This is a genomic window from Marinisporobacter balticus, from assembly GCF_004345705.1.
GTDB classification, from domain to species: domain Bacteria; phylum Bacillota; class Clostridia; order Peptostreptococcales; family Thermotaleaceae; genus Marinisporobacter; species Marinisporobacter balticus.
The window spans coordinates 206,337-230,277 of sequence record NZ_SLWV01000002.1 but is presented as its reverse complement, the minus strand read 5'-3'; the positions used below and the strand labels follow the sequence as shown (position 1 = coordinate 230,277).

Here is a 23,941-nt window from a genome sequence, read left to right as displayed (position 1 = left end):
AAAAATGCTAGATCAATATATTTTAAAAGATGGAAAGAAAATGCGATATGGGTACACAACAGGTTCGTGTGCTGCAGCTGCTTCTAAGGCAGCTACCATTATGGCATTGACAAAAGAAAAAGTGGATTTTATAAGGATTGATACCCCAAAGGGATGGAAGCTAGATATAGAAGTAAAGGAATATCATATAGAAGGAAATTATGCCACTTGTTCTGTAGAAAAAGATGGTGGAGATGATCCTGATAATACCCATGGTATTTTGATTAGTGCTTCTGTTCAAATCACGGATGAAGCAAAAATAGAAATAAAGGGTGGAATAGGAGTGGGGGTTGTTACAAAACCAGGTCTTGCGATTTCCCCTGGAAATCCTGCCATAAACCCTGTGCCTCTTAGCATGATCAAAAAAGAAGTTTCAGAGATTTTACCTAAAGGAAAAGGCGCGATCATTACCATATCTGTTCCAAGAGGAGAAGAGATTGCAAAAAAGACTTTCAATCCTAAACTAGGAATTTTAGGCGGCATTTCTATTCTAGGAACATCAGGGATCGTTGTACCTATGTCGGAGGAAGCTTTTAAAGAATCACTAGCTCTTGAGATTAAAATGATTGCTCAAGAAGGTATCGAGAAACTCATTTTAGTTCCAGGAAACTATGGAAGAGATATGGCAGTAGATTATTATAAGTTTGACAAACGGTATATTGTAAAAACCAGCAATTTTATAGGATATATGCTTGAACAATGTGCAGAGCATGGCATAAAAAAAGTATGTATGATTGGACATATTGGCAAGTTTGTTAAATTAGCTGGAGGTATTTTTCATACGCATAGTAAGATTGCAGATGCAAGAATAGAAATATTGGCGGCAAACTTGGCACTTTTAGGAGCACCTATTACAATTATAGAAAGTTTGTTTGAATGTGTGACTACAGAAGCAGCTATAGAAATTATAAAAGAAAAAGGCTATGAAAAGGTATTTGAAACACTAGGTGAAAAAGCTGAAAAAAGATGTGAAAGTAGAGTATATGATCAATTAGAAGTGGGCATTATTATGTTTTCTATGGATAAAAAGATTTTAGGGGTAGGACCTAGGGGAAGAAAAATGTTGGAGGAATTTAAAAATGCATAAGGTATATGTGCTAGGAATGGGACCTGGGAGCAAAGAATACATATTGCCTGTTACAACGAAAATAATTAATACATGTGATGTTTTAATAGGTGGTAAAAGAAATTTGAAGTCTTTTGAAGGCTTAGGAAAAGAAATGATTTATGTTGGATCGAACTTAAATGAATTAATGATCTATACAAAAAACAACAGAGAAAATAAAAAAATTGCCTATTTGCTTTCAGGAGATACAGGTTTTTACAGTATGCTAAAATTTTTAAAAAAACATTTTAAGCAGAATGAATTAGAAGTTTTACCAGGAATCAGCTCTTATCAATACTTGACAGCTAAAATTGGAGAAACTTGGCATGATGCGTTTATTGGAAGTTTACATGGAAGAGACTTTGATTTTTTAGATGCAATAAAAAATAATGAAAAAGTAATTTTGCTTACAGATCATAAATATTCTCCAAAAAAAATAGCAAAATTAATGATTGAGAATAATATTGAGGGAAAAGTAATGATTGTCGGAGAAAATTTATCATATGAAAATGAAAGAGTGATCTATGGACATCCTAAAGAAATTATGGATATGCCAAATTTTCATATGTCAGTGGTGGTGATAAAAGATGAAGTGGAAGTTTAAAACACCTGGAATTCCCGATGAATTATTTATTCGTGGAAAAGTGCCTATGACAAAGGAAGAGGTAAGAGCTGTTACCATTTCAAAACTTAGATTAAAGCAAGATGATATTATGGTAGATATAGGGGCAGGGACAGGATCTATTTCTATTGAGGCGGCACATATTTGTACCAATGGAGAAGTCATTGCCATTGAAAGAAATGAGGAAGGGATCATGTTAATCAAACAAAATAGTGAAAAGTTTGAAGTGCCTATAAAAATTCTTCATGGGAATGGCGTAGAGAAGTTGAATGAAATTGAACAATTTGATCGAGTGATGATTGGTGGTAGTGGTGGAGAATTAAAAAAAATTATTCAGATTTGTCATAAAAAATTAACAGAAGAAGGCATCTGTGTTATAAATTGTATTACTGTAGAAACTTTATATGAATCCATTCAATATCTTAAAGAAACGGGATTTGATCATATAGATGTGGTATCTATGAATATTGCTAGAGGAAAAGCTGTGGGAAGATACACAATGATGGAAGGGCTAAATCCTATTTATGTTATTTCAGGGAAGAAGTCTGCATAACAAAAGGAGGAAGAAAAAATGGTATATTTTATTGGAGCAGGACCTGGAGATCCTGATTTAATTACAGTAAAAGGTAAAAAAATGGTAGAACAAGCAGACGTGATTATTTATGCAGGTTCTCTTGTAAATAAACAAATCATCGATTGTAGAAGAGCAGATGCAGTTGTTTATAATAGTGCTTCTATGACCCTTGAGGAAGTAATAGAAGTAATCGAAAAAGCAGAAAAAGAAAAAAAGATGGTAGCGCGTGTACATACAGGAGATCCAAGTATTTATGGCGCCATAAGAGAACAGATAGACATACTAGAAGAAAAAGGAATTGCTTATAAAGTAATACCAGGAGTAAGCTCATTTGTAGGGGCAGCTGCTGCTATTAATAAAGAATTTACCCTTCCAGGGGTTACCCAAACTGTAATTTTAACAAGAATGGAAGGAAGAACTCCTGTTCCTGAAAAAGAAAGTTTGGAAAGTTTAGCAAAGCATAGAGCTTCTATGTGTATATTTTTATCCGTGCATATGATTGAAGATGTAGTAAAGAGACTTTTAACGCATTATGATTTAAAAACGCCGATTGCAGTGATTCAAAAGGCTACTTGGGAGGATCAAAAAATTGTAATGGGTACATTAGAAGATATTGCAGAGAAAGTGAAAGCATCTGAAATCAACAAAACAGCACAAATTCTAGTAGGGGATTTCCTGGGAAATGAGTACGAACTATCAAAGCTATATGATAAAAATTTTAGCCATGAATATAGGGCAGCAAAATAATGAATAAAGCAATTATTACATTGACAAAGGGTGGCGCTGAACTTGGACTAAGGCTATTAGACCAATTAGACCAAGCTGATTTATATATACATGAAAAGTTTATGATAGAAAAAGTTCATGTGAAGAAAATAGATGAAAAAATGGGCGAATTTGTGGGGACATTATTTGATCAATATAAATGCTTGATTTTTATTATGGCTACAGGGATTGTGGTAAGAGCTATAGCGCCTTATTTGAAAGATAAAAGAAAAGACCCTGCTGTCATTGTTTTAGATGAAAAAGGGAAAAATGTAATTAGCCTGTTATCTGGACATATTGGAGGCGCAAATGCTTATACGGTGGAAATTGCAAACATTTTAGAGGCGAATCCAGTGATTACCACGGCTTCTGATGTAAACCATTCTATGGCCGTAGATACATTGGCGATGGCATTAAACTGCGAGATCGAAGATTTTAAACAAGCGACAAAGGTGACAGCACACATTGTAAATGGAGAAAAGGTTGGGCTTGTTTCAGATGTTTTTGTAGATATAGCATTACCTAAAAATTTAGTACGAATAAATAGTCGAAATACAAAAAAGGGATTTAAGGGATTGATTTATATTACTGAGAAAATCATAAAAGATCATAAAGAAATAGATCGTGTAATTCTTAGACCTAAAAATATTATTATAGGAATTGGCTGTAGACGTGGTAAATCAAAAGATGAGATTTTAAAATTTATTGAAGATACACTTACATCCTTACAACTGTCCCAAAAATCAATAAAGCATATTGCTACGGTAGATATTAAAAAGGATGAGATAGGTATTATAGAAGCAGCAAAAGCATTAGATGTACCTTTAGTCATTATAGCGCGTGATAAAATTAAAGAAATAGAAAATAAATTTGAATTGTCAAGTTTTGTTAAAAAGACAATAGGTGTTGGGGCAGTATGTGAACCCGTAGCATTTTTGAGTAGTAGCAGTGGAGAAATGATTCAAAGAAAGAAGAAGGATGATGGCGTAACAATCGCAGTATTTAGAGAAGGTGAGCATAAAAATGGAAATCATTGTAGTCGGGATTAATTATAAAAATTCATCCGTTGAAATAAGAGAAAAAGTTTCTTTTTCAAAAAATGATTTGAAAAAGGCATATGATCGATTAAAAAACAATGCTTGTATAAAAGAAACGGTTATTTTATCCACATGTAATCGAAGCGAAATAACAGCAGTTGTTACAGATATCAACAAAGGCATTGAAGGATTGAAAAAATTTTATTACGAGTTTTTTGATTTGGAAAATGTGGAATTAACAGATCATTTCTTTGCAAATATATCCGACCATGCTGTAAAACATGTCTTTAAGTTAGCTTCTGGACTGGAATCTTTACTTTTAGGAGAAGACCAAATACTCGGGCAAGTACGCCAAGCCCATGAATATGCATTAGATGATGGAAGTACAGGAAAGATCTTAAACACATTATATCGAGAAGCCATTACGACTGCCAAAAGAATAAAAAGAGAGACCGCTATATCTCAAAATGCGCTATCGATTAGTTCTATTGCTGTAAAATTTATTGAACAAAACTTTGACGATTTCAAAAACAAAAAGGTATTGGTTATTGGCGTAGGTGAAATGAGCCGCATTGCGATAGAAAATTTAATCTATAGAGGGGTAAATGAAATATATGTTACAAACCGAACGGTTGGACATGCCATAGATTTATCTGAAAGATATAAAGAAATTCGTGTGATTCCATTTCATGACCGATATAAAATGATTCCAAAGGTAGATATTGTAATTACTTCAACAAGTGCACCTCATTATGTCTTAAAGAAAGAAGAAATGGAAAAATATGATCATAAAGGGGATAAACTTTGTATTATAGACATTGCAGTGCCAAGGGATGTAGAACCTGAAATTGGCAAATTAGAATGGATTTCCTTATATGAACTGGATGAACTGAAAAAAGTATCTCTTGAGAATATGGCATCAAGACTAGAAGCAGCAAAAGATGCGATGGAGATCATTATTGAAGCCTGTATTCAATTTGAAAACTGGTATAATTGTATTCCAGTATTTCCAGTTATAGAAGAAATGCTAGAACATAGTACAGAAATATTAGAACTAGAGATGGAAAGTTTAATGAAAAGATTGGATCAAGCTTCCCACAAGGATCGGGAATTGATTGAAATTGTTATGAAGAGTTTGGTAAAGAAATTAATGAAAAAGCCTATTTTGAATTTAAAGAGAGCAGGAGAAGATCGAAAAGGTGAATTGTACACAAAGATTGCGAGTGAGCTATTTGGTATGAATCAGTATAGCTGTAGAAAAGATAGGGGGCAAGAAAATGATTAAAAATGGAAAAATTCATGTGATTGGATTAGGTCCTGGAGACAGGCAACATATGAGTGAAAGAGCAAGAACGGCTATTTTAGATTCTGAAGTTGTGATAGGGTATAAAACATATATTGCTCTAGTAGAAGATTTATTAGAAGGAAAAGAAGTGATCGATTCTGGAATGAGAAAAGAAGTAGAAAGATGTAATTTGACAGTAGATAAGGCGCTAGATGGGAAAAGAGTCTGTATTATTAGTAGTGGAGATGCAGGGGTATATGGTATGGCAGGCATTATGCTTGAAGTGAAAAATGAGAGAAATGCAGATGTAGAAATAGAAATCATACCAGGAATTACTGCTGCAAATGCAGCAGCAGCAAGTCTTGGCGCACCAATGATGCATGATTTTGCAGTAATATCTTTGAGTGATTTATTGACGGATTGGGAATTGATTAAGAAAAGAATAGAATGTGCTGCAATGGGAGATTTTATCATATCTCTTTATAATCCAAAAAGTATGGGACGGGTACATCAGATAGAAGAAGCAAGAGATATATTGTTAAAGTATAAGAAGCCAAGTACACCTGTAGGCATTGTAAAAAATGCCAAAAGAAAAGGGGAAGAAGTAGTGATTACTGATTTAGCGCATATGTTAAATTATCCGATAGATATGTTGACTGTTGTAATGATCGGAAATGGAAAAACTTATGTGAAGAATGGAAAAATGATTACGCCTAGAGGTTATCAGCTATGATTATGATTTTGAGTGGGACAAAGGACGGTAGAGAACTTGTTAAAAACCTTTCTGAAAGAGGATATCCACTCATTGTAACAACTGCAACATCTTATGGTGGAAGTTTGATACAAAAAAAAGAGAAATGTACAATTATTTCTAATAAACTAAATAAAAATGAGATGGAAACTTTGATTGTTGAAAAAGGGGTAAAAATACTGATTGATGCAACACACCCTTATGCTGTAGAAGTTTCAGAAAATGCCATGAAGTCTTGTGAAAATAAAAAAATTACTTATATGAGATATCAAAGAGAAGAAAGCAAATTAGAAGGATATGAAAAGTGCTATCAATATGTTTCAAGTTATGAAGAAGCAGTAAAGCATTTAAGCAAAATAGAGGGAAATATATTCCTGACCACAGGGAGTAAAACATTAGAAATTTTTGCAAAAGATTTAGAAAAGAATAGATTATTTCCACGGATTTTGCCAGTTAGTGACATGATAAAAAAATGTGAAGATTTAGGGATCAAACCCTCAAATATTATAGCGATGCAAGGTCCCTTTTCTATAGAGATGAATATGGAAATGATCAAAAAATATAAAATAGATATTTTGGTATCGAAGGAAAGTGGAGACATTGGAGGCACGCTTGAAAAATTAGAAGCGGCTCGAAAGATGGAAGTGCCTGTGCTACTTATTCGAAGACCCAAGGTGGACTATAAGAATATATTTAAAAATACATTGGATGTAATAGATAAAGTGAGTGAAATATATGGATAAATATTATCCCGTGATGTTAGATATTTGTGATAAGCCTTGTGTAGTTATTGGTGGCGGAAAGGTTGCACAAAGGAAGGTACTTTCTTTATTAGAATATGGTGCAAAAGTAACGGTGATTAGTCCGATTGTAACAGATAAGCTAAAAGAATTACAACAAAAAGAAAAAATCTATAGAATCGAAAGAGACTATAGGTGTGGAGATATAAAAGATAATTTTTTGGTGTATGTTGCGACGGATAATCCTAAAGTGAATGCAGCTTGTTTAGAGGAATCGAGAAAAGAAAAAGTTTTGATTAATATAGCGGATCAACCCCGTATGTGTAGCTTTTTAGTTCCTGCTTCTATAAAAAGAGGAGACCTGACTTTAACCATTTCTACGAATGGAAAAAGCCCCATGCTGTCGGGGAAAATAAGAAAAGAATTAGAAAATATGTTTGGAGAAGAATATGAAATCTTTATAAATGCTTTGGGAGATTTAAGAAAAATGGCATTAGAAGAGATTGATGATATCCATATCAGAAAAGAATTGTTTAAAAGGGTCGTATATAGTAATTTGATGAACCGTTATAAAAGTGGAGAAATTAATAATATAAAAGAAGCGGTTATGAAATTATATGATGATTTTATAAAAGAGATAGATTTTTAGATTTGTGAAAATTTTTTATATGAAAAGGTGGAAACGATGACAAAGAAGAAAATTATTGTTGGTTCAAGGGCGAGTGATCTTGCACTGAATCAAACTTATTGGGTAATCGATCGATTAAAAGAAAAATTTCCTCATTTTGAATACAAGGTCGTGAAAATCAAAACCATTGGAGATAAAATATTAGATAGAACATTGGATAAAATTGGTGGAAAAGGATTATTTGTAAAAGAAATTGAAGCAGCGCTTTTGAATCATGAGATTGATCTGGCTGTACATAGTATGAAAGATGTACCTACAGAGATGGTGGAGGATTTAAGCATTGGCGCTATTACAGATAGAGAAGATGTGAGAGATGTTTTAATCAGTAAAGATGGAAAAGCACTTGCAGATTTAAAAAAAGGTGCAAAAATTGGTACGAGCAGTTTAAGAAGAGCTGCACAAATTTTAGCCTTTCGATCAGATTTTGTGATAGAACCCATCAGAGGGAATATTAAAACCCGAATAGAAAAAATTGAAAGCATGAATTTAGATGGAATTATTTTAGCTGCTGCAGGGATTTTGAGAATGGGATGGGGAGAACAAATTTCAGAATATATTGATCCTTTGATCTGCACGCCAGCTGTTGGGCAAGGGGCACTAGGGATTCAAATTAGAAAAGAAGATACATTCATAGCGTCGATTGTAAAAGAATTGAACAATGAAGATGTTGAGACGACTGTAAAAGCAGAAAGAAGTTTTATGAATACACTAAACGGGGGTTGTCATGTACCAATAGGCGCATATGCAAGGGTAAAAGGGGACACTATACTTATGACAAGCGTCATTGCTTCGCCAAATGGAACGAATGTGATCAAACTACAAGATACATGTGATAGAGAAGAAGGCGAACAATTAGGGATTAAAATGGCAAAGATCAGTCTAGAAAAAGGTGGAGACGAGATACTAAAAAACATTGAGGTAGGTGAATAATTTGGCAGTAGGAAAGGTTTTTTTAATAGGTGCTGGCCCTGGAGACTATAAGTTAATCACCCTAAAGGGAATAGAATGCATACAAAAGGCAGATGTTGTATTATATGATAGACTAGCAAGTCCGAGATTGTTGAAATTTGCAAAAGATGATGCAGAATGTATATATGTTGGAAAAGCGCCAAATAATCATGCGTATACCCAAGAAGAAATTAATGGATTACTTGTAAAAAAAGCATTGGAAGGAAAAATTGTAGCAAGGTTAAAAGGGGGCGACCCATTCGTATTTGGCAGAGGTGGAGAAGAAGCTGCACAGCTGAAAGAAAATGGCATAAGTTTTGAAATCGTTCCAGGTATTACTTCTGCGATATCTGTTCCAGCATATGCAGGGATTCCTGTGACCCATAGGAATGTAAGCACTTCGCTTCATGTGATTACTGGTAATGAAGATCCAACAAAAGATGAAAAAACAGTAGATTATCAAGCGCTTGCAAAATTAGAGGGAACACTTATTTTCTTAATGGGTATAAAAAATATTGATAAAATCTGTAAAAGTCTTATCAAGTATGGTCAAAGTGGGGATAGACCTGTCGCTGTAATTATGAAAGGAACGACAACAGATCAAAAAAAGATAAAAGGTACATTATCTACTATTTATGAGAAAGTAAAAGAAAATGGATTTAAAAATCCATCTATTATTATTGTAGGTGAGGTTGTAAATTTATCAGAAGTATTAGGGTGGCATGAAAATAAATCATTATTTGGAAAAAAAATATTGGTTACAAGAACGAGACAGCAGGCAAGCTACCTGTCGAAGGAACTTGAAAATCTAGGAGCAGAAGCTTTAGAATTTCCAACGATTAAGATAGAAAAACCAGATTCTTATGATGAAATTGACAAAGCAATCGGTGAAATTGAGAAATATAAATGGATTATATTTACGAGTGTCAATGGTGTGAGTGCATTCTTTGAACGATTTAAAAAATTAAATTTTGATATAAGAATGCTCATCAATGCAAAAATCGTTGCCATAGGACCAGCCACTGCAAAGAAGTTAGAAGATAGAGGGCTTATGATTGAATATATACCAGAAGAATTTAGAGCAGAAGGAATTATAGAGGGATTAAAGGATAAAGTAAAACCAGGAGACGCTGTTTTATTGCCAAGAGCAGATATAGCGAGAGAAGTGCTCATTGAAGAATTAGAAAAACTCGGTGCATTTGTTGATAATATCCATGTTTATCGCACCGTAATTCCTACAACAGATAGAGAAAAACTACGAGATATCCTTGAAAATGAGCATATTGATGTGATTACTTTTACAAGTTCTTCTACGGTGAAAAATTTCATCGAGATTTTAGGGGAAGAAAATAAATATTTGCTAAAAGAAAAAAAAGTAGCTGTGATTGGACCGATTACAGAGGAAACTGCAAAGGAACTAGGGTTAGAAGTGGATATAAAAGCAGATGCTTTTACTATTGATGGACTTGTTAATGCTATAAAAAATGAGTATAATCAATAATTGGGTAGATCAATAGCTCAAAGTGTATATGGATGAAACCTTATAAAATATAATCAATAATTAGGGGGATGTAACTTGAAATTAATTAATAGACCTAGAAGATTAAGGAAAAATACTGCTATAAGAAATCTAATAAGAGAAACAGCGTTGAATGTGAATGATTTTATCTATCCATTATTTGTAGTGGAAGGTGAGGGGATTAAGAAAGAGATTGAGAGCCTTTCTAATAATTATCATTTTTCTATAGATAGGCTAAAGAATGAAATCAATGAAATCACAGATTTGGGAATACAAGCAGTAATGCTATTTGGATTGCCAGATAAAAAGGATGCCTGTGGAAGTGAAGCCTATAATGATGATGGGATTGTTCAAAGGGCTATAAGAGAAATTAAAAAAATAAATAAGGATTTATTGGTTGCTACAGATATATGTATGTGCCAATATACAGATCATGGACATTGTGGGATTATTAAAGAGGACTATGTAGATAATGATGAAACGCTAAAATATCTTGCGCAAATTGCATTATCTCATGTAAAGGCAGGTGCAGATATGGTAGCGCCTTCAGATATGATGGATGGAAGAATTGCTGCTATTCGTAATATATTAGATGAAAATGGATATACGGAAATAGCTGTTATGGCCTATAGTGCAAAATATGCTTCCGCTTTTTATGGACCTTTTAGAGCAGCTGCGAATTCTGTACCAGGGTTTGGAGATCGAAAAACTTATCAAATGGACCCTGCAAATAGTGATGAAGCATTAAGAGAAGTAGAACTTGATATAGAAGAAGGGGCAGATATTGTTATGGTAAAACCGGCTCTATCTTATCTAGATGTGATTAGAAGGATAAAGGATAACTACAATATGCCACTAGCTGCTTATAATGTAAGTGGTGAGTATGCAATGATCAAGGCGGCAGCAAAACTAGGATTAATAGATGAGAAAAGAATTGTTTTAGAAAAATTATTATCTATGAAAAGAGCTGGTGCTGATATTATTATTACGTATCATGCAAAAGATGCTGCAAAATGGTTGAAGGAGGAATAAATGATGAATTTTAATAAATCAAAAGCGTTATTTGAAGAAGCAAAAAAATATATTCCAGGAGGTGTGAATAGTCCTGTAAGAGCATTTCCATCTGTTTCTTTAGATCCTCCATTTATTAGTAAAGGAAAGGGAAGTAAGATCTATGATGTAGATGGGAATGAATACATTGACTATGTTGGTTCTTGGGGCCCTTTGATTTTAGGACATGCGCATGAAGAAGTTGTAGCAGCATTAAAGAAAGTGATCGATGTGGGTACGAGTTATGGCGCACCTACAGAAATAGAAACAGAACTTGCAAAATTGGTTTGTGAAATTGTTCCTTCTGTAGAACTAATAAGAATGGTTAATTCTGGAACAGAAGCAACTATGAGTGCCTTAAGACTTGCAAGAGGATATACAGGAAGAAAAAGAATCGTAAAATTTGAAGGAAATTATCATGGACATTCAGATAGTTTACTCATTAAAGCAGGCTCAGGAGCACTTACGTTTAGTGTGCCAAATAGCCCAGGGGTACCAGAAGATATTGCAAAAAACACCATCACTGCTAGTTATAATGATATAGATGGATTAAAGAAAATTTTTGAAATCCATGGAGAAGAAATTGCAGGTGTTATTATTGAACCTGTTGCAGGAAACATGGGTGTTGTACCAGCGACACAAGAATTTATGGATTTTCTTAGAAAGATTACAAAAGATTATGGCGCGTTATTGATTATAGATGAAGTGATGACAGGCTTTAGAGTAGCGCTACATTGTGCACAAAGTATATACAACGTGGATCCAGACATTACTACTTTTGGAAAAATAATTGGTGGAGGACTTCCTGTAGGGGCTTATGGTGGAAAGAGAGAAATAATGAAAAAAATTTCACCTATCGGACCTGTATATCAAGCGGGTACGTTATCAGGAAATCCATTGGCAATGACTGCAGGTTTTGTAAACCTAAATATATTAAAGAACAATCCTGAAATCTATGAGGATTTAGAGAGAAAATCGAAGCTGCTAGAAGATGGCTTCAAAGAAAATGCAAAGAAGCTAGGGGTAAAAGTTAGTTTTAATAGAGTAGGATCTATGCTTTCTATGTTTTTTACAGACAAACAAGTTGTAGATTTTAAAACAGCTATGACGAGTGAACTGAATAAGTTTAATATATATTTTGAGGAGATGCTAAAGCAAGGAATCTATTTAGCACCATCCCATTTTGAAGCATCCTTTGTCTCAGCGGCACATAGTCAAGAAGATATAGAAAAAACCATAGAAGCCAATTATGATGCTTTGAAAAAGCTTGTTTAAAAAATAATACATTCATGTTATAATACATAGGAAATTATAGATAAATGATGATTTCTTTATAATTTCATAAAATCTATAGAATAAAAAGGAGAAACAGGAATGAGTCTACATGAAGATTGGAAAGAAATGGCTTACACACATGAAACACAAGAAAGTTTTGATAAATTTTGGAATAAATATGCGATTACTGAAAAAAAAATCTATGAAGATGTTTTAGAGAATCATACAAAGGGATTTGAAGGCATAGTAAAGGACTTAGCAGAAAAATATGAGACATCTAATGAATATTTGGTTGGATTTTTAGATGGTATTAATACCAGTCTGGTGAATCCATTAGAGGTAGAAGAAATTACGGAAGATAGTAGTGTTAAACTAGAAATTGATATGGAAAAGCTTTATTACAATATGCTAGAAGCAAAAGCTGATTATTTGTACAATCTAGCACAATGGGATACTATATTAGACGATGAAAAAAGAAAAGAGATTACAAAAGTACAAAAAAGCGCGAAGACAGTTGTAAAAGAAGAGAAGATTGGTAGAAATGATCCTTGTCCGTGTGGCAGTGGAAACAAATATAAAAAATGTTGCGGTAAATAAATAAATCCTTAGTGCATGCACTAAGGATTTATTATTATATTTATCTAAAGCAACTTTATTGTGATAATCCCTAAAGATCGTATTTCTATAAATGATAGTTTTTATAATCTAAACCTAATTATAGCTTTTTATAAAATAGAATGGAAGTGTTTTGTATGTTTTGTCCAAAAATTCTAGGGATTGGATAATATGAAGAATAAATCTATTCAATAATCATTTTGTATTCATGAAGAAGGGTGTGGTGGGTTTATGAAAAAAGAACGTAGTAGAATGGCTTATAGCATTTTTATTATAATCGTAATTTCTTTAGGAATAGCTTCTAGATACTTTTCAGTTTATTTAGCTAGATGGATTGCTAAATATGCTGGAGATGTGTTATGGGGATTAATGGTTTTTCTATGGGTAGGATTTTCACTTAAAGATCGTTCCACTCGATTTGTTGGGAGGATTGCTTTGATATTTTCTTTTTTCATAGAAATAACACAATTATATCATGCACCCTGGATTGACAGTATTCGAAAAACTTTTATTGGCGGATTAGTACTGGGATTTGGATTTTTGTGGAGTGATTTGATTTGCTATACTGTAGGGATTGGAATAGGCGTTTTAGTGGAGAAAATTTTTTATATGGATACGAAAAAAGTATAAAGAATTGAGGAAATCCTCAATCATTTATACTTTTTTTTATTTTATCCCAATAAGTTTTTAAGGATTGTTCGAATTTATTTTTGCCATATTCATAATAAACTTTATCCTTTATAGAATTAGGCATATAATCTTGTTTTATATAGTGATTTGGGTAATCATGGGGATAGAGATAAGAATTTTCGTTCTTAATTGCATTGTTTGAGTGGGTATCACATAAATGTCTTGGGATTTGCCCCACATCCATTGTTTCTAAATCATTCAACGCATGATTAATTGCTTTATAGGCTGCGTTTGATTTAGGGAGGGATGCTAACAATAGTGTGGCTTGTGCTAATGGGATTCTTGCTTCAGGAAATCCTAATTGTAAAGCCGAATCTGTACAAGCTTTTACAATATGGATTGCTTGAGGATAGGCAAGTCCTATATCTTCAGAAGATATAACCAATAATCTTCTACAAATAATGTGTAAGTCACCACCTTTGATTAATCTAGCAAGGGCATGAATACTAGCTTGAGGATCTGAACCGCGAATGCTTTTTTGAAAATAACTCAATAAATTATAATGACTATCGCCATCACGGTCGTAATTTGTAATTTTACTTTGCGCGCATTCGATTGCTTTATCTATATCTATAAAAAGATCACTAGAATCATAAGTAATATTTGTACTTATAACAAGGCCTAGGGTGTTTAAAGCTCTTCTTAAGTCGCCTCCAGACACTTCGGCAATGTATTTTAATGGTTTGTCTTCATACTTTATATTCATGTTAAGCCTTTTTTCTTCCAATAATACAGCTCTTTTTAACCCGTTAACGATATGATCTACTGTTAATGGCTTAAATTCAATAATCGTACATCGGCTGAGTAATGCACCAAATATTGAAAAATTTATGTTTTCTGTGGTACTTCCTATCAGTGTGATATCTCCATTTTCTATGTAGGATAAGATAGACTGCTGTTGACGTTTGTTTAAGTAGTGGATCTCATCAATATAGAGTAAAATGCCATTTAAGGTATGGAGGGTTCCTATTTGTGAAACAACATTTTTGATATCGTCAATATTTGCACTCGTTCCATTTAGTTTATAAAATTTTTTGTTGGAACTATTTGCGATGATGTTTGCTACTGTTGTTTTGCCAGTTCCTGAAGGACCGTAGAAAATCATATTGGGAACGTTGTTGGATGCTACAATTCTATTTAGTAATTTATCTTCTCCTATGATATGTTCTTGTCCAAATATATGATTTAATTCTGTGGGGCGTATTTGATCAGCTAAAGGTTTCATGCATTACCTCCTAATATTTTTGTATGCATTAGGGTTCAATATATTATATCAAAGTATTTAGCAATTGTTAATTTGATTTAAGTAGTAGACTTAAATAACTTTGAGTTTTAGGTCAATACTATTAAAAATTAAAGCTACTATAGATTTGTTACTTCAAAATAAATTTTTTAATTTATAATCAATGCTTTGTAGCGATTTGGAGGTAATGAATAAATAATAAATGCCAACAGTATATACTGTTGGCATTTATTATTATAAATTTTCTACTTTTAATATGCTTGCTACTTCATTTACTAAGCCACTTATTTTAATTTCTTCTAATGCTTTATCTAACTGATGACGTTCTACTTCGTGTGTAACAAATATAAGTGGGACAGAATCGTTTCCTCTAGATCTTTGCACAACGGATTCTAAGCTAATACCATATTTTCCAAATGTTGATGAAATTTTTCCAAGTACGCCAGGTTGGTCTATTACTTGTGTACGCAAATAATATTGACTTAATCCTTCTCCTACAATATTCAAATTGTTTTCACTCAAAATATTTAGAGGTGCTGATTTGAAATTTATTCCAATAATTTTACTGATTTCTAAAATATCTCCCATGACAGCACTACCTGTTGGCATAGAACCTGCGCCTTTTCCGTAAAGCATAAGTTCTCCTACGGCATTTCCACGAATAAACAATGCATTGAATTCATTATTTACAGAAGCTAAAGGGTGGTGAATTGGAACGAGCGTAGGGTGAACATGAAATTCAAAATTATTATCTATTCTTTTTGCAGTTGCAAAAAGTTTGATTTTATATCCAAGCTGACTGGCATAGTCGATATCTTTTTTTGAAATTTTTGTAATACCTTCTCTAGGAATATCCTGTGGGGAAATACGAATACCAAAAGCTGTAGTGATTAAAATAGAAAGTTTAAAAGCCACATCTTCTCCTTGAATATCTGATGTTGGATCTGCTTCAGCATATCCCTTTTCTTGCGCCAATTTTAAAGCTTCATCAAAATCCATTCCAAAATCGCTCATCTGTGTAAGAATATAGTTGGTTGTGCCATTGATAATTCCTACGAGTTCTTCGATTTTATTTGCAGAGAGGCTTTGTGTTAGGGTATTTATGATAGGAATGCCTCCACCTACACTTGCTTCATATCTCAGCGCTACATTATGTTCTTGTGCTAATTGACGCAATATTTCTCCGTGTGTTGCGATGACTGCTTTGTTAGCTGTAACCACATGTTTGCCCTTTTCAAAGGATTGCTTTATATATTCAAAAGCGGGATGAATGCCTCCTAATACTTCAACGATGATGTCGATTTCAGGATCATCAATAATTTCCATAGGATCCGTTGTTAGCATTTTTTGTGGAACAGAAATGTTTCTATTTTTATAAATATCTCTTACGAGAATTTTTTGTACTTCTAAGGTATTACTAAGATAATTATTTATTTTATTGCTATTTTCTTCTATTATATTCCATACTCCTGTACCGATATTACCGAAACCTAATATACCTATTTTTATTTTATTCATTTGTAATTCCTCCTACTATACTTATTGCGTTCGCGATATATAAACAAATGTTTCTGTAATGTGAACTATAGCAATAATATTATCATATTTTTACAGTGTATACAATAACAATTAATAAAAAATCCTTTGTATTTATAAACGCAACAAATTGAATGTAATCATATTTTTCTAAAAAAGGTATAATAACTTCTTAAAACTCCTATAATATCAGAAAAAAATAATTTGAGGTGATAGAATGAGAAAAAATAGAAGAGTAAGAGAATCTATTGTAGCAATTATGAAAGACAATAAAGAAGAAGTGTCTATGGTTAAAGCATTAGATTTGTTGCCTATTGAGAAAATTGTAAAAGAAGGAGATATTGTTGCGATTACACCTAACTGGGTAAAGGCAAAACCACCATATACTGGCACTGTTGTAGGGCCAAATACTTTGCAAACATTGATTCAATACATAAAAAAGAAAAATCCTCAAAAAATATATATTGCTGTAGGCTCTGGTGGAGATCCTACGCCTAAAGTATTATCTAATATTGGATATGATAAAATTATTGAACAAGAAAATGTAGCATTTTTAGATTTGAATTATGGACCTTATGTAGAAATGGAACTTGAGCATGGTACGATAAAGACCACAAAAATAAATCAACTCATAGATGAAATAGATGTATTAATTTCATTTACCCAACTAAAACAGCATGAAGAAGCAACTATGAGTGCTGGTATCAAAAATATTGCTCTCGGATGGCCTCCAGCAGAAATCCACGGATTTCCAAAGAAAAAATTAGGAATACATGATGATTTACATGGGTTTATTACGGCTATAGCAAAAAAAATACCTGTGGATCTTACTATTGTAAGTGCAGATAAATCAATGATAGGAACGGGTCCATCTGATGGAAAAGCTATAGACACACAAGGACTAATCATAGTTGGGACAGACCCTGTTGCAACAGATACGATTGGGGCAAGACTATTAGGATTTCTACCTCAAGGGGTGCATTATCTTTATCAATTATATAGACAAGGAATAGGCATTGCAGAACCTGAAAAAATGGATATTAGAGGTACAAGCTTGGAAGAAGCCGAAAGAATTTTTAGTAAAGCAGCTTTCAATCAAGAAATTATATTAGATAAAAATAAAATAAAAAATCTGCATGGGAATCAATAAAAGGCAGATAAGAATATAAATACGCGAGATTTGTAGAAAAATATAAGGTCAATATGATATAATGACAATAATAAATCTAACGCTATACGAGAGAGGAGTGGATAAGGTGAATGTGGAACTTATTAATCCGTTTATTAAAACAAGCAAGGATATATTGAAACAAATGGCAAATATATCGAGTGATACTGGAGAAATTTACATAAAGGACGCATCTTTTGATACGCCGAATGTTATGATTATGATTGGATTAACAGGAGAAATTCAAGGACAAGTAATTTTAGGCATGGATAAAGAATTGGCAAAAAAAATTGCTTCGAATATGATGTGTGGTATGCCTGTTGAGAATTTAGATATTATTGCTAAAAGTGCTATTTCTGAACTTGGAAATATGATTTTAGGAAATACCGCTACACTTCTTTCTAATCAGGATGTTACAATAGATATTACGCCACCTACTCTTTTAGTGGGAGAAAAAATATCTATATCAACGAGTTTGGATAAAACAATTACGGTTCCGTTAAATACAGAATATGGTATAATTGAACTAGATATTATAATAAAGGAGTAAGACATATGGCGATAAACATTGTACTATTTGAACCAGAAATACCACCGAATACAGGGAATATTGCTAGAACTTGTGCGGCTACAGGAAGTAGATTACATTTAATAAAACCACTAGGATTTTCAATAGATGATAAACATTTAAAGAGAGCGGGATTAGATTATTGGGATTTAGTAGATGTACATGTATATGAAAATATGGATGAATTATTCGCTAAATATAAAAATGCAAAATTTTTCTTTTCAACAACGAAGGCAAAGCATTTTTATACAGATATGGACTATAATGATGAATGTTTTGTAGTATTTGGAAAGGAAACGGCTGGTTTGCCAAAAGAAATACTGAAGGAAAATTTCGATACATGTATAAAAATTCCAATGTTAGAAAATGAAAGAGCTAGATCTTTGAACTTGGCGAATTCAGTGAATATTGTATTATATGAAGTATTAAGACAAACAGGTTTTGTAAACTTAGTATAGAGAGGGAAACTTCTCTTATTTTTTATGCTAAATTTCTATATCAAAATGTTTTATGTATGACATATTGTCCGTAAATAATATATAATGCGATAAAGTTTAATGAATTTAAAATAGAATTAACAAATGGAACAAAAGATAGTGTATTATATATAAGGTGCAAAATTATTACATAGTTATAGGAGAGGCATAAATGGAAATTTTCTTTGGATTACTTGGAGGCTGGGTTTATTTCTTTATGGTATAATCATAATGGGTGAGGGTTAGAAAAAAATTGGAATGTGTGTAACTGCAATGCTATCAAGTATTGGAGCAAATAGAATGTCGAAAAGAGTAGCTTTTATTCATTTTACTTTTAATGTAGTGGCAACGATATTGTTTATGATCCTCTTAAGAATATTACAATTGGCATAGTGAAACTAGCTAATAAGGTGATCACAATAAAGGATCATGAAATGAGAGACAGAAGAGGTACGAAATATCTTGATGACCGTATGATGGAAACGCCATCTATTGCAATTGAACAAGTAATAAAAGAAACACTAAATATGGCAAATTTAGTGATGGATAGTTATAATACATCTATGGAAGCATTTTTGAAAAAAGTGAGAAACTCGCAAATGAAACTTTTGGAATGGAAAAAATTATAAATAGTATAGAACGTGAGATTGCTGAATACTTAGTCAAGCTATCTAGCACTGCTTTATCAGCGAAACAACATGAACTTGTTGATGGGTTGTTTAGCACGATCAATGATATAGAAAGAATAGGAGATTTTGCAGCAAAAATTGCTTTTTTACTCTGAATTCAACAGATAAAAGATAGCAATAATAATAGATTTCTTTGTTTTCAGAAGAAGTCTATTTTTTATAGTGGAATATAGTTGTAAAGTTTTTACGTAAATAATACAATATATAGATAGATGTGTGCTCGGGAGGAGATAAAGGTGAAGCCTATAAAAATTATTACAGACAGTTTAGCGGATATTCCGAAAGAACTTGTAGAAAAATATGATATTGCTGTGTTACCATTAACGATAAGATTTGGTGAGGAAGAATTTAAAGATGGTATTGATTTAAACGCGCAAGAATTTTTTGTTAAACTACAAGAGTCTAATGAACTACCTGGTACATCTCAAGTTCCGCCTAATGTATTTTTGGATGAAATGAAAGATGCAGTAAAAAATGGCTATCAGACAATTATTATAAATGGATCTTCAGCTGTTAGTGGAACCTATCACTCAGCAATAATGGCCAAAAATGAATTAGCGCATGAAGATATAACCGTAATTGATACTTCGGCCCTTTCTTATTCTTGTGGAATGATTGTAGTAGAAGCTGCAAAAATGGCGCGAAAAGGAAAAACAAAACAAGATATTTTACATAGAATTGAAGAAATGAAAGAGCGAATAGATCATATATTTTCAGTTGAAACGCTTGATTATCTAAAAAAAGGAGGAAGACTTAGTGCGACAAAAGCAACAATAGGAAAGATTTTAAATGTGAAGCCCATTTTGATTATAGATGATGGTAAAGTTGAGCTTTTTGACAAAGTAAGAGGAAGTAAAAAAATTATACCTAAAATGATTGAACTAGCAAAACAAAGAGGACTCAAACGTGGATCAGCGTATGTCTGTATAGCGCATGGAGCAAATAGAGCGGGACTACAAAAATTAAAGGAAGCGGTTATGGATGCTTTTGAACCTAAAAAATTAATTGAAACTGAGATTGGATGTACCATAGGAACATATACAGGACCAGGAATGTTAGCAATTTTGTATATGAAGGGCGAATAAGGAAACTGGTTTTGATAAAAATAATGATAAAAAATTATCAAAATGTATTGTCAAGGTTCAGGACTTATAATATAATGAAAATATAAAAGAATATGATTCTGGTTGAAAAATACGGAAGAGAATTCTAATGGAATCGCCGAAGGGACAAGCAAAAAGGTACTGCCTATCTTTAGTGAAATTCTCAGGCAAAAGGACCGTATTTGGACAGAACTCTGGATAGTTTTTTAAAAGCACGGAATGTGCAATTCTATTTGTAGAATTATAGACAGAGGCATATGGCAATGTTTATTTTGTCATGTGTCTCTGTCTTTTTTTATAAAAATTAAAAGAAACGTTTTCTTGTATAAAAACATAAAAACTGGAGTGAAAAAGGTGAGAAAGATTTTAATCACGAATAATCCTAAAGTTTATGAAGAAAATAAAGAAAAAATAGACATAATTTATTCTGAATATTATACATATCTTGATATTTTATCTATAACTAGGGATAAAATACATCAGGGACATATATTGTTGACACACCCTCTTTCGGGAAGTGTCAAACCAAACGAGACACCTTATAAATCAACGATTATCACACAGGCTAAAGAAAAGTTGGATATGCATTCTCTTTCAATCATTGAATCAAGCATTGAAACAGCAACAAAATTTATTGATGGCAAGAAAACGCCCCTTTGGACAGAAAAAATATTAGAAGATTTTCAAATTATTGATTATTCTCTGATCAATAATGCAATAGAAAGTATGGATCAGTTTTAATAAGAATTTTTCAAATAAAGAGGAGGTAAATCAATGGAAAATTTATATGATGTTATTATCATTGGTGCAGGACCAGCAGGACTTGCAGCAGGGTTATATGCAGCAAGAGCAAAAATGAAAACATTAATTTTAGAAAAGAATAAAGCAGGTGGACAAATTGTTACGACAAATGAAGTAGCAAATTATCCAGGATCTGTTGAGCATGCGACTGGACCAAGTTTAATTGCTAGAATGGTTGCACAAGCAGAAGAATTTGGGTCAGAGAGAAAGAAAGATACTATTATTGATGTAGATTTCACAGAGAAAATAAAAGTGATCAAAGGACAAGAAAAAGAATATAAAGCAAAAGCAGTGATTATTGCAACGGGTGCTACACCAAGACCCATTGGCTGTCCTGGAGAAAAAGAATTAACAGGAAAAGGTGTATCTTATTGTGCAACTTGTGATGGGGATTTCTTTACAGATTTAGAAGTATTTGTAATAGGTGGTGGAGACTCAGCAGTTGAAGAAGCCATGTACTTAACAAAATTTGCAAGAAAAGTGACGATTGTACATAGAAGAGATGCGTTAAGAGCTGCAAAATCTATTCAGGAAAAAGCATTTAAAAATGAAAAACTTGCTTTTATGTGGGATGCAGGTGTTGAAGAAATAAAAGGAGACGGTATTGTAGAATCTATTGTATTTAAAAACAAAAAAACTGGAGAAGTTACAGAATATCATGCAGATGAAGAAGATGGTACTTTTGGAGTATTCCCATTTATAGGATACCAAGCATTTAGTGATATATTTAAAGAAAAAATCGAATTAGATCCATCTGGATATATCCCAACAGATGCAGATATGAAAACAAATGTAGAAGGCGTATTTGCAGCAGGAGATATTCGTGTAAAATCTTTAAGACAGGTAGTAACTGCAACAGCTGATGGTGCAATTGCAGCTGTACAAGCAGAAAAATATATAGAAAATAATTTTGAAGAATAAGGTTATTAAAAGGAGGTGAAAACATGTTAGCACTAGATAAAGATACTTTTGAATCTGAAGTATTAGAAGCAGAAGGTTATGTTCTTGTAGATTATTGGAGTGATGGTTGTGAACCTTGTAAGGCGTTAATGCCAGATGTTGAAGAATTAGCAGCTAAGTATGAAAGCAAAGTAAAATTTTCAAAGCTAAATACGACAAAAGCTAGAAGACTTGCAATATCACAAAGAGTTTTAGGACTTCCAACACTTGCCCTATATAAAGATGGCGAAAAAGTGGATGAAGTAACAAAAGATGATGCAACAAAAGCGAATATAGACGCAATGATTCAAAAGCATGTAGGATAGCCAGTAATTCGCACTGGTGAGTAAAACTCACCAGTTGTGGGTTAAAATATAAAGGGAGGTGAACAATGTGCGCCTAGAATTAGGAAAAATTAATATTACAGATGTTCAATTTGGTGACATGACAAAAGTAGAAAATGGAACATTGTATGTGAATAAGGAAGAAATCGTCAATCTTGTTATGGAAGACGAACATATTAAGAGCGTACAAATAGAACTTGCAAAACCGGGTGAAGAAACTAGAATAACTCCTGTTAAGGATGTTATTGAGCCAAGGGTAAAAGTTGAAGGACCCGGTGGAATATTCCCAGGAGTAATCAACAAAGTTGCAACAGTAGGTTCAGGTAGAACACATGTATTAAAGGGAGCTGCAGTAGTTACTTGTGGTAAAATTGTAGGTTTTCAGGAAGGAATCATTGATATGAGTGGTCCTGGTGCTGAATATACACCATTCTCAAAACTTAACAATATTTGTTTAGTAATTGAGCCAATAGAAGGACTAAAGCAATATCCTTATGAAGCTGCTGCAAGAATGGCAGGATTGAAAGTAGCAAATTTAATTGGACAAGCAGGTAAAGAAGTAACACCTGATGAAGTAGATGTTTTTGAAACAAAGCCATTGTTTGAGAGTGCGAAAGAGTATCCGGATCTACCAAGAGTTGCATATGTTTATATGCTTCAAACGCAAGGATTGCTTCATGATACATATGTATATGGTGTAGATGCAAAGAAAATCGTTCCAACAATTCTTTATCCAACAGAAGTAATGGATGGTGCTATATTAAGTGGTAACTGTGTTTCAGCTTGTGATAAAAACACAACATATCATCACTTAAATAACCCAATTATCCATGACTTATATGCAAGACATGGTAAAGATATCAATTTTGTAGGGGTTATTGCTACAAATGAAAATGTATATCTTGCTGATAAAGAAAGATCATCTAACTGGACTGCAAAACTTTGTAAGTATTTAGGTCTTGATGGAGCACTTGTATCTCAAGAAGGTTTTGGTAACCCAGATACAGATCTTATCATGAACTGTAAGAAGATAGAAAATGAAGGCGTAAAAACTGTAATTGTTACAGATGAATATGCAGGGCGTGATGGTGCATCTCAATCACTTGCAGATGCAGATGCTAAAGCAGATGCAGTGGTAACAGGCGGTAATGCAAATGAAGTGATTGTACTTCCTCCAATGAAGAGAGTAATTGGTATGTTAGATTATGTGGATAGAATTGCTGGAGGATTTGATGGAAGTTTAAGACCAGATGGTAGTATTGAAGCTGAAATCCAAGTAATTACGGGTGCAACAAATGAGTTAGGCTTCAATAAAATGTCTGCTACAGAATATTAAAAATAAAAAATTTGATAGAAGAAAGGATGGTAAAC

27 protein-coding genes and 1 riboswitch are annotated in these 23,941 nt (G+C 33.0%); of the genes, 25 read left to right on the top strand and 2 right to left on the bottom strand.

What is annotated here, in order from left to right:
* Nucleotides 1-4: 4 nt before the first annotated feature.
* The 15 genes from cbiD to EV214_RS02615 all read left to right on the top strand — a co-directional run bounded on the left by cbiD (nucleotide 5) and on the right by EV214_RS02615 (nucleotide 13,643).
* Entirely contained in the window at nucleotides 5-1,126 is a 1,122-nt protein-coding gene (cbiD, locus tag EV214_RS02685; protein ID WP_132242430.1) for a cobalt-precorrin-5B (C(1))-methyltransferase CbiD, read from the top strand.
* Complete coding sequence (gene cbiE / locus EV214_RS02680; RefSeq protein ID WP_132242428.1) at nucleotides 1,119-1,748, top strand: precorrin-6y C5,15-methyltransferase (decarboxylating) subunit CbiE; 630 nt, start codon at nucleotides 1,119-1,121, stop codon at nucleotides 1,746-1,748. Before cbiD ends, cbiE begins: the two co-directional genes overlap by 8 nt.
* Nucleotides 1,732-2,319 (top strand): precorrin-6Y C5,15-methyltransferase (decarboxylating) subunit CbiT, encoded by a 588-nt coding sequence (gene cbiT, locus EV214_RS02675; protein WP_132242426.1) that lies wholly within the window; start codon nucleotides 1,732-1,734, stop codon nucleotides 2,317-2,319. The genes cbiE and cbiT overlap by 17 nt, the downstream gene beginning before the upstream one ends.
* An 18-nt stretch (nucleotides 2,320-2,337) precedes the next feature.
* Nucleotides 2,338-3,087, top strand: a complete 750-nt coding sequence (cobM, locus tag EV214_RS02670) for a precorrin-4 C(11)-methyltransferase (RefSeq protein WP_132242424.1) — start codon at nucleotides 2,338-2,340, stop codon at nucleotides 3,085-3,087.
* Nucleotides 3,087-4,154, top strand: a complete 1,068-nt coding sequence (gene cbiG / locus EV214_RS02665; protein WP_132242422.1) for a cobalt-precorrin 5A hydrolase — start codon at nucleotides 3,087-3,089, stop codon at nucleotides 4,152-4,154. Before cobM ends, cbiG begins: the two co-directional genes overlap by 1 nt.
* Nucleotides 4,129-5,427 carry a glutamyl-tRNA reductase gene (hemA, locus tag EV214_RS02660; RefSeq protein ID WP_132242420.1) on the top strand — a complete coding sequence of 433 codons (1,299 nt, stop codon included), beginning with the start codon at nucleotides 4,129-4,131 and terminating at the stop codon, nucleotides 5,425-5,427. Before cbiG ends, hemA begins: the two co-directional genes overlap by 26 nt.
* Nucleotides 5,420-6,160 carry a precorrin-3B C(17)-methyltransferase gene (gene cobJ / locus EV214_RS02655; protein WP_132242418.1) on the top strand — a complete coding sequence of 247 codons (741 nt, stop codon included), beginning with the start codon at nucleotides 5,420-5,422 and terminating at the stop codon, nucleotides 6,158-6,160. The genes hemA and cobJ overlap by 8 nt, the downstream gene beginning before the upstream one ends.
* Nucleotides 6,157-6,921 (top strand): cobalt-precorrin-6A reductase, encoded by a 765-nt coding sequence (locus EV214_RS02650; RefSeq protein WP_132242416.1) that lies wholly within the window; start codon nucleotides 6,157-6,159, stop codon nucleotides 6,919-6,921. Before cobJ ends, EV214_RS02650 begins: the two co-directional genes overlap by 4 nt.
* Complete coding sequence (locus EV214_RS02645) at nucleotides 6,914-7,567, top strand: precorrin-2 dehydrogenase/sirohydrochlorin ferrochelatase family protein (RefSeq protein WP_132242414.1); 654 nt, start codon at nucleotides 6,914-6,916, stop codon at nucleotides 7,565-7,567. Before EV214_RS02650 ends, EV214_RS02645 begins: the two co-directional genes overlap by 8 nt.
* Nucleotides 7,568-7,603: 36 nt before the next feature.
* Nucleotides 7,604-8,536: a hydroxymethylbilane synthase gene (gene hemC / locus EV214_RS02640; protein WP_132242412.1), complete on the top strand. Its 933-nt coding sequence runs from the start codon at nucleotides 7,604-7,606 to the stop codon at nucleotides 8,534-8,536.
* A 1-nt stretch (nucleotide 8,537) separates the two neighbouring features.
* Complete coding sequence (cobA, locus tag EV214_RS02635; protein WP_132242537.1) at nucleotides 8,538-10,055, top strand: uroporphyrinogen-III C-methyltransferase; 1,518 nt, start codon at nucleotides 8,538-8,540, stop codon at nucleotides 10,053-10,055.
* A 75-nt stretch (nucleotides 10,056-10,130) separates the two neighbouring features.
* Nucleotides 10,131-11,105 (top strand): porphobilinogen synthase, encoded by a 975-nt coding sequence (gene hemB / locus EV214_RS02630; protein ID WP_132242410.1) that lies wholly within the window; start codon nucleotides 10,131-10,133, stop codon nucleotides 11,103-11,105.
* 3 nt (nucleotides 11,106-11,108) lie between these two features.
* Complete coding sequence (gene hemL, locus EV214_RS02625; protein WP_132242408.1) at nucleotides 11,109-12,398, top strand: glutamate-1-semialdehyde 2,1-aminomutase; 1,290 nt, start codon at nucleotides 11,109-11,111, stop codon at nucleotides 12,396-12,398.
* Between the two features lie 99 nt (nucleotides 12,399-12,497).
* Nucleotides 12,498-12,995: an SEC-C metal-binding domain-containing protein gene (locus tag EV214_RS02620; RefSeq protein ID WP_132242406.1), complete on the top strand. Its 498-nt coding sequence runs from the start codon at nucleotides 12,498-12,500 to the stop codon at nucleotides 12,993-12,995.
* Between the two features lie 249 nt (nucleotides 12,996-13,244).
* The gene (locus EV214_RS02615; RefSeq protein WP_132242404.1) at nucleotides 13,245-13,643 is read left to right on the top strand and encodes a ribosomal maturation YjgA family protein; all 399 of its coding nucleotides are present in this window, start codon (nucleotides 13,245-13,247) and stop codon (nucleotides 13,641-13,643) included.
* A 16-nt stretch (nucleotides 13,644-13,659) separates the two neighbouring features.
* On the opposite strand, the gene EV214_RS02610 is transcribed toward EV214_RS02615, so the two are convergent.
* On the bottom strand, nucleotides 13,660-14,928 hold the full coding sequence (locus EV214_RS02610; RefSeq protein WP_132242402.1) for a replication-associated recombination protein A: 1,269 nt from the start codon (nucleotides 14,926-14,928) through the stop codon (nucleotides 13,660-13,662).
* Nucleotides 14,929-15,180: 252 nt separating this feature from the next.
* Nucleotides 15,181-16,464, bottom strand: a complete 1,284-nt coding sequence (locus EV214_RS02605) for a homoserine dehydrogenase (RefSeq protein WP_132242400.1) — start codon at nucleotides 16,462-16,464, stop codon at nucleotides 15,181-15,183.
* Nucleotides 16,465-16,699: 235 nt separating this feature from the next.
* Between EV214_RS02605 and EV214_RS02600 the strand changes: the two genes are divergently transcribed.
* The 10 genes from EV214_RS02600 (at nucleotide 16,700) to EV214_RS02555 (ending at nucleotide 23,906) form a co-directional block, all read left to right on the top strand.
* Nucleotides 16,700-17,632 (top strand): DUF362 domain-containing protein, encoded by a 933-nt coding sequence (locus EV214_RS02600; RefSeq protein ID WP_132242398.1) that lies wholly within the window; start codon nucleotides 16,700-16,702, stop codon nucleotides 17,630-17,632.
* A gap of 106 nt (nucleotides 17,633-17,738) precedes the next feature.
* Entirely contained in the window at nucleotides 17,739-18,200 is a 462-nt protein-coding gene (locus tag EV214_RS02595; RefSeq protein ID WP_132242396.1) for a chemotaxis protein CheX, read from the top strand.
* A gap of 5 nt (nucleotides 18,201-18,205) precedes the next feature.
* Nucleotides 18,206-18,676, top strand: coding sequence for a tRNA (uridine(34)/cytosine(34)/5-carboxymethylaminomethyluridine(34)-2'-O)-methyltransferase TrmL (gene trmL / locus EV214_RS02590; protein ID WP_132242394.1), 471 nt, complete (start codon nucleotides 18,206-18,208; stop codon nucleotides 18,674-18,676).
* Nucleotides 18,677-19,128: 452 nt separating this feature from the next.
* Nucleotides 19,129-19,323, top strand: a complete 195-nt coding sequence (locus EV214_RS02585; protein WP_132242392.1) for a hypothetical protein — start codon at nucleotides 19,129-19,131, stop codon at nucleotides 19,321-19,323.
* Entirely contained in the window at nucleotides 19,308-19,478 is a 171-nt protein-coding gene (locus tag EV214_RS02580; RefSeq protein ID WP_132242390.1) for a PhoU domain-containing protein, read from the top strand. The genes EV214_RS02585 and EV214_RS02580 overlap by 16 nt, the downstream gene beginning before the upstream one ends.
* Nucleotides 19,479-19,619: 141 nt before the next feature.
* The gene (locus EV214_RS02575; RefSeq protein WP_132242388.1) at nucleotides 19,620-20,468 is read left to right on the top strand and encodes a DegV family protein; all 849 of its coding nucleotides are present in this window, start codon (nucleotides 19,620-19,622) and stop codon (nucleotides 20,466-20,468) included.
* 102 nt (nucleotides 20,469-20,570) lie between these two features.
* A riboswitch (glycine riboswitch) is annotated at nucleotides 20,571-20,675 on the top strand.
* A 165-nt stretch (nucleotides 20,676-20,840) separates the two neighbouring features.
* Complete coding sequence (locus EV214_RS02570; protein WP_132242386.1) at nucleotides 20,841-21,227, top strand: GrdX family protein; 387 nt, start codon at nucleotides 20,841-20,843, stop codon at nucleotides 21,225-21,227.
* 33 nt (nucleotides 21,228-21,260) lie between these two features.
* Complete coding sequence (gene trxB, locus EV214_RS02565) at nucleotides 21,261-22,208, top strand: thioredoxin-disulfide reductase (RefSeq protein WP_132242384.1); 948 nt, start codon at nucleotides 21,261-21,263, stop codon at nucleotides 22,206-22,208.
* 23 nt (nucleotides 22,209-22,231) lie between these two features.
* On the top strand, nucleotides 22,232-22,552 hold the full coding sequence (gene trxA / locus EV214_RS02560) for a thioredoxin TrxA (protein WP_132242382.1): 321 nt from the start codon (nucleotides 22,232-22,234) through the stop codon (nucleotides 22,550-22,552).
* A gap of 67 nt (nucleotides 22,553-22,619) precedes the next feature.
* Nucleotides 22,620-23,906 (top strand): glycine/sarcosine/betaine reductase component B subunit, encoded by a 1,287-nt coding sequence (locus tag EV214_RS02555; protein WP_132242380.1) that lies wholly within the window; start codon nucleotides 22,620-22,622, stop codon nucleotides 23,904-23,906.
* Nucleotides 23,907-23,941 lie beyond the last annotated feature (35 nt).

Excerpts from the sequence above, each read along its gene's own strand:
- EV214_RS02620 (WP_132242406.1), top strand. The coding sequence starts at position 12,498 with ATGAGTCTACATGAAGATTGGAAAGAAATGGCTTACACACATGAAACA.
- hemA (WP_132242420.1), top strand. The coding sequence starts at position 4,129 with ATGGAAATCATTGTAGTCGGGATTAATTATAAAAATTCATCCGTTGAA.
- EV214_RS02610 (WP_132242402.1), bottom strand. The coding sequence starts at position 14,928 with ATGAAACCTTTAGCTGATCAAATACGCCCCACAGAATTAAATCATATA.
- cbiG (WP_132242422.1), top strand. The coding sequence starts at position 3,087 with ATGAATAAAGCAATTATTACATTGACAAAGGGTGGCGCTGAACTTGGA.
- EV214_RS02600 (WP_132242398.1), top strand. The coding sequence starts at position 16,700 with ATGAGAAAAAATAGAAGAGTAAGAGAATCTATTGTAGCAATTATGAAA.
- hemL (WP_132242408.1), top strand. The coding sequence starts at position 11,109 with ATGAATTTTAATAAATCAAAAGCGTTATTTGAAGAAGCAAAAAAATAT.
- EV214_RS02605 (WP_132242400.1), bottom strand. The coding sequence starts at position 16,464 with ATGAATAAAATAAAAATAGGTATATTAGGTTTCGGTAATATCGGTACA.
- trxA (WP_132242382.1), top strand. The coding sequence starts at position 22,232 with ATGTTAGCACTAGATAAAGATACTTTTGAATCTGAAGTATTAGAAGCA.
- cobM (WP_132242424.1), top strand. The coding sequence starts at position 2,338 with ATGGTATATTTTATTGGAGCAGGACCTGGAGATCCTGATTTAATTACA.
- trmL (WP_132242394.1), top strand. The coding sequence starts at position 18,206 with ATGGCGATAAACATTGTACTATTTGAACCAGAAATACCACCGAATACA.
- cbiD (WP_132242430.1), top strand. The coding sequence starts at position 5 with ATGCTAGATCAATATATTTTAAAAGATGGAAAGAAAATGCGATATGGG.
- cbiT (WP_132242426.1), top strand. The coding sequence starts at position 1,732 with ATGAAGTGGAAGTTTAAAACACCTGGAATTCCCGATGAATTATTTATT.
- EV214_RS02615 (WP_132242404.1), top strand. The coding sequence starts at position 13,245 with ATGAAAAAAGAACGTAGTAGAATGGCTTATAGCATTTTTATTATAATC.
- cobJ (WP_132242418.1), top strand. The coding sequence starts at position 5,420 with ATGATTAAAAATGGAAAAATTCATGTGATTGGATTAGGTCCTGGAGAC.
- EV214_RS02645 (WP_132242414.1), top strand. The coding sequence starts at position 6,914 with ATGGATAAATATTATCCCGTGATGTTAGATATTTGTGATAAGCCTTGT.
- EV214_RS02585 (WP_132242392.1), top strand. The coding sequence starts at position 19,129 with ATGAGAGACAGAAGAGGTACGAAATATCTTGATGACCGTATGATGGAA.
- EV214_RS02650 (WP_132242416.1), top strand. The coding sequence starts at position 6,157 with ATGATTATGATTTTGAGTGGGACAAAGGACGGTAGAGAACTTGTTAAA.
- trxB (WP_132242384.1), top strand. The coding sequence starts at position 21,261 with ATGGAAAATTTATATGATGTTATTATCATTGGTGCAGGACCAGCAGGA.
- EV214_RS02580 (WP_132242390.1), top strand. The coding sequence starts at position 19,308 with ATGGAAAAAATTATAAATAGTATAGAACGTGAGATTGCTGAATACTTA.
- hemC (WP_132242412.1), top strand. The coding sequence starts at position 7,604 with ATGACAAAGAAGAAAATTATTGTTGGTTCAAGGGCGAGTGATCTTGCA.
- cbiE (WP_132242428.1), top strand. The coding sequence starts at position 1,119 with ATGCATAAGGTATATGTGCTAGGAATGGGACCTGGGAGCAAAGAATAC.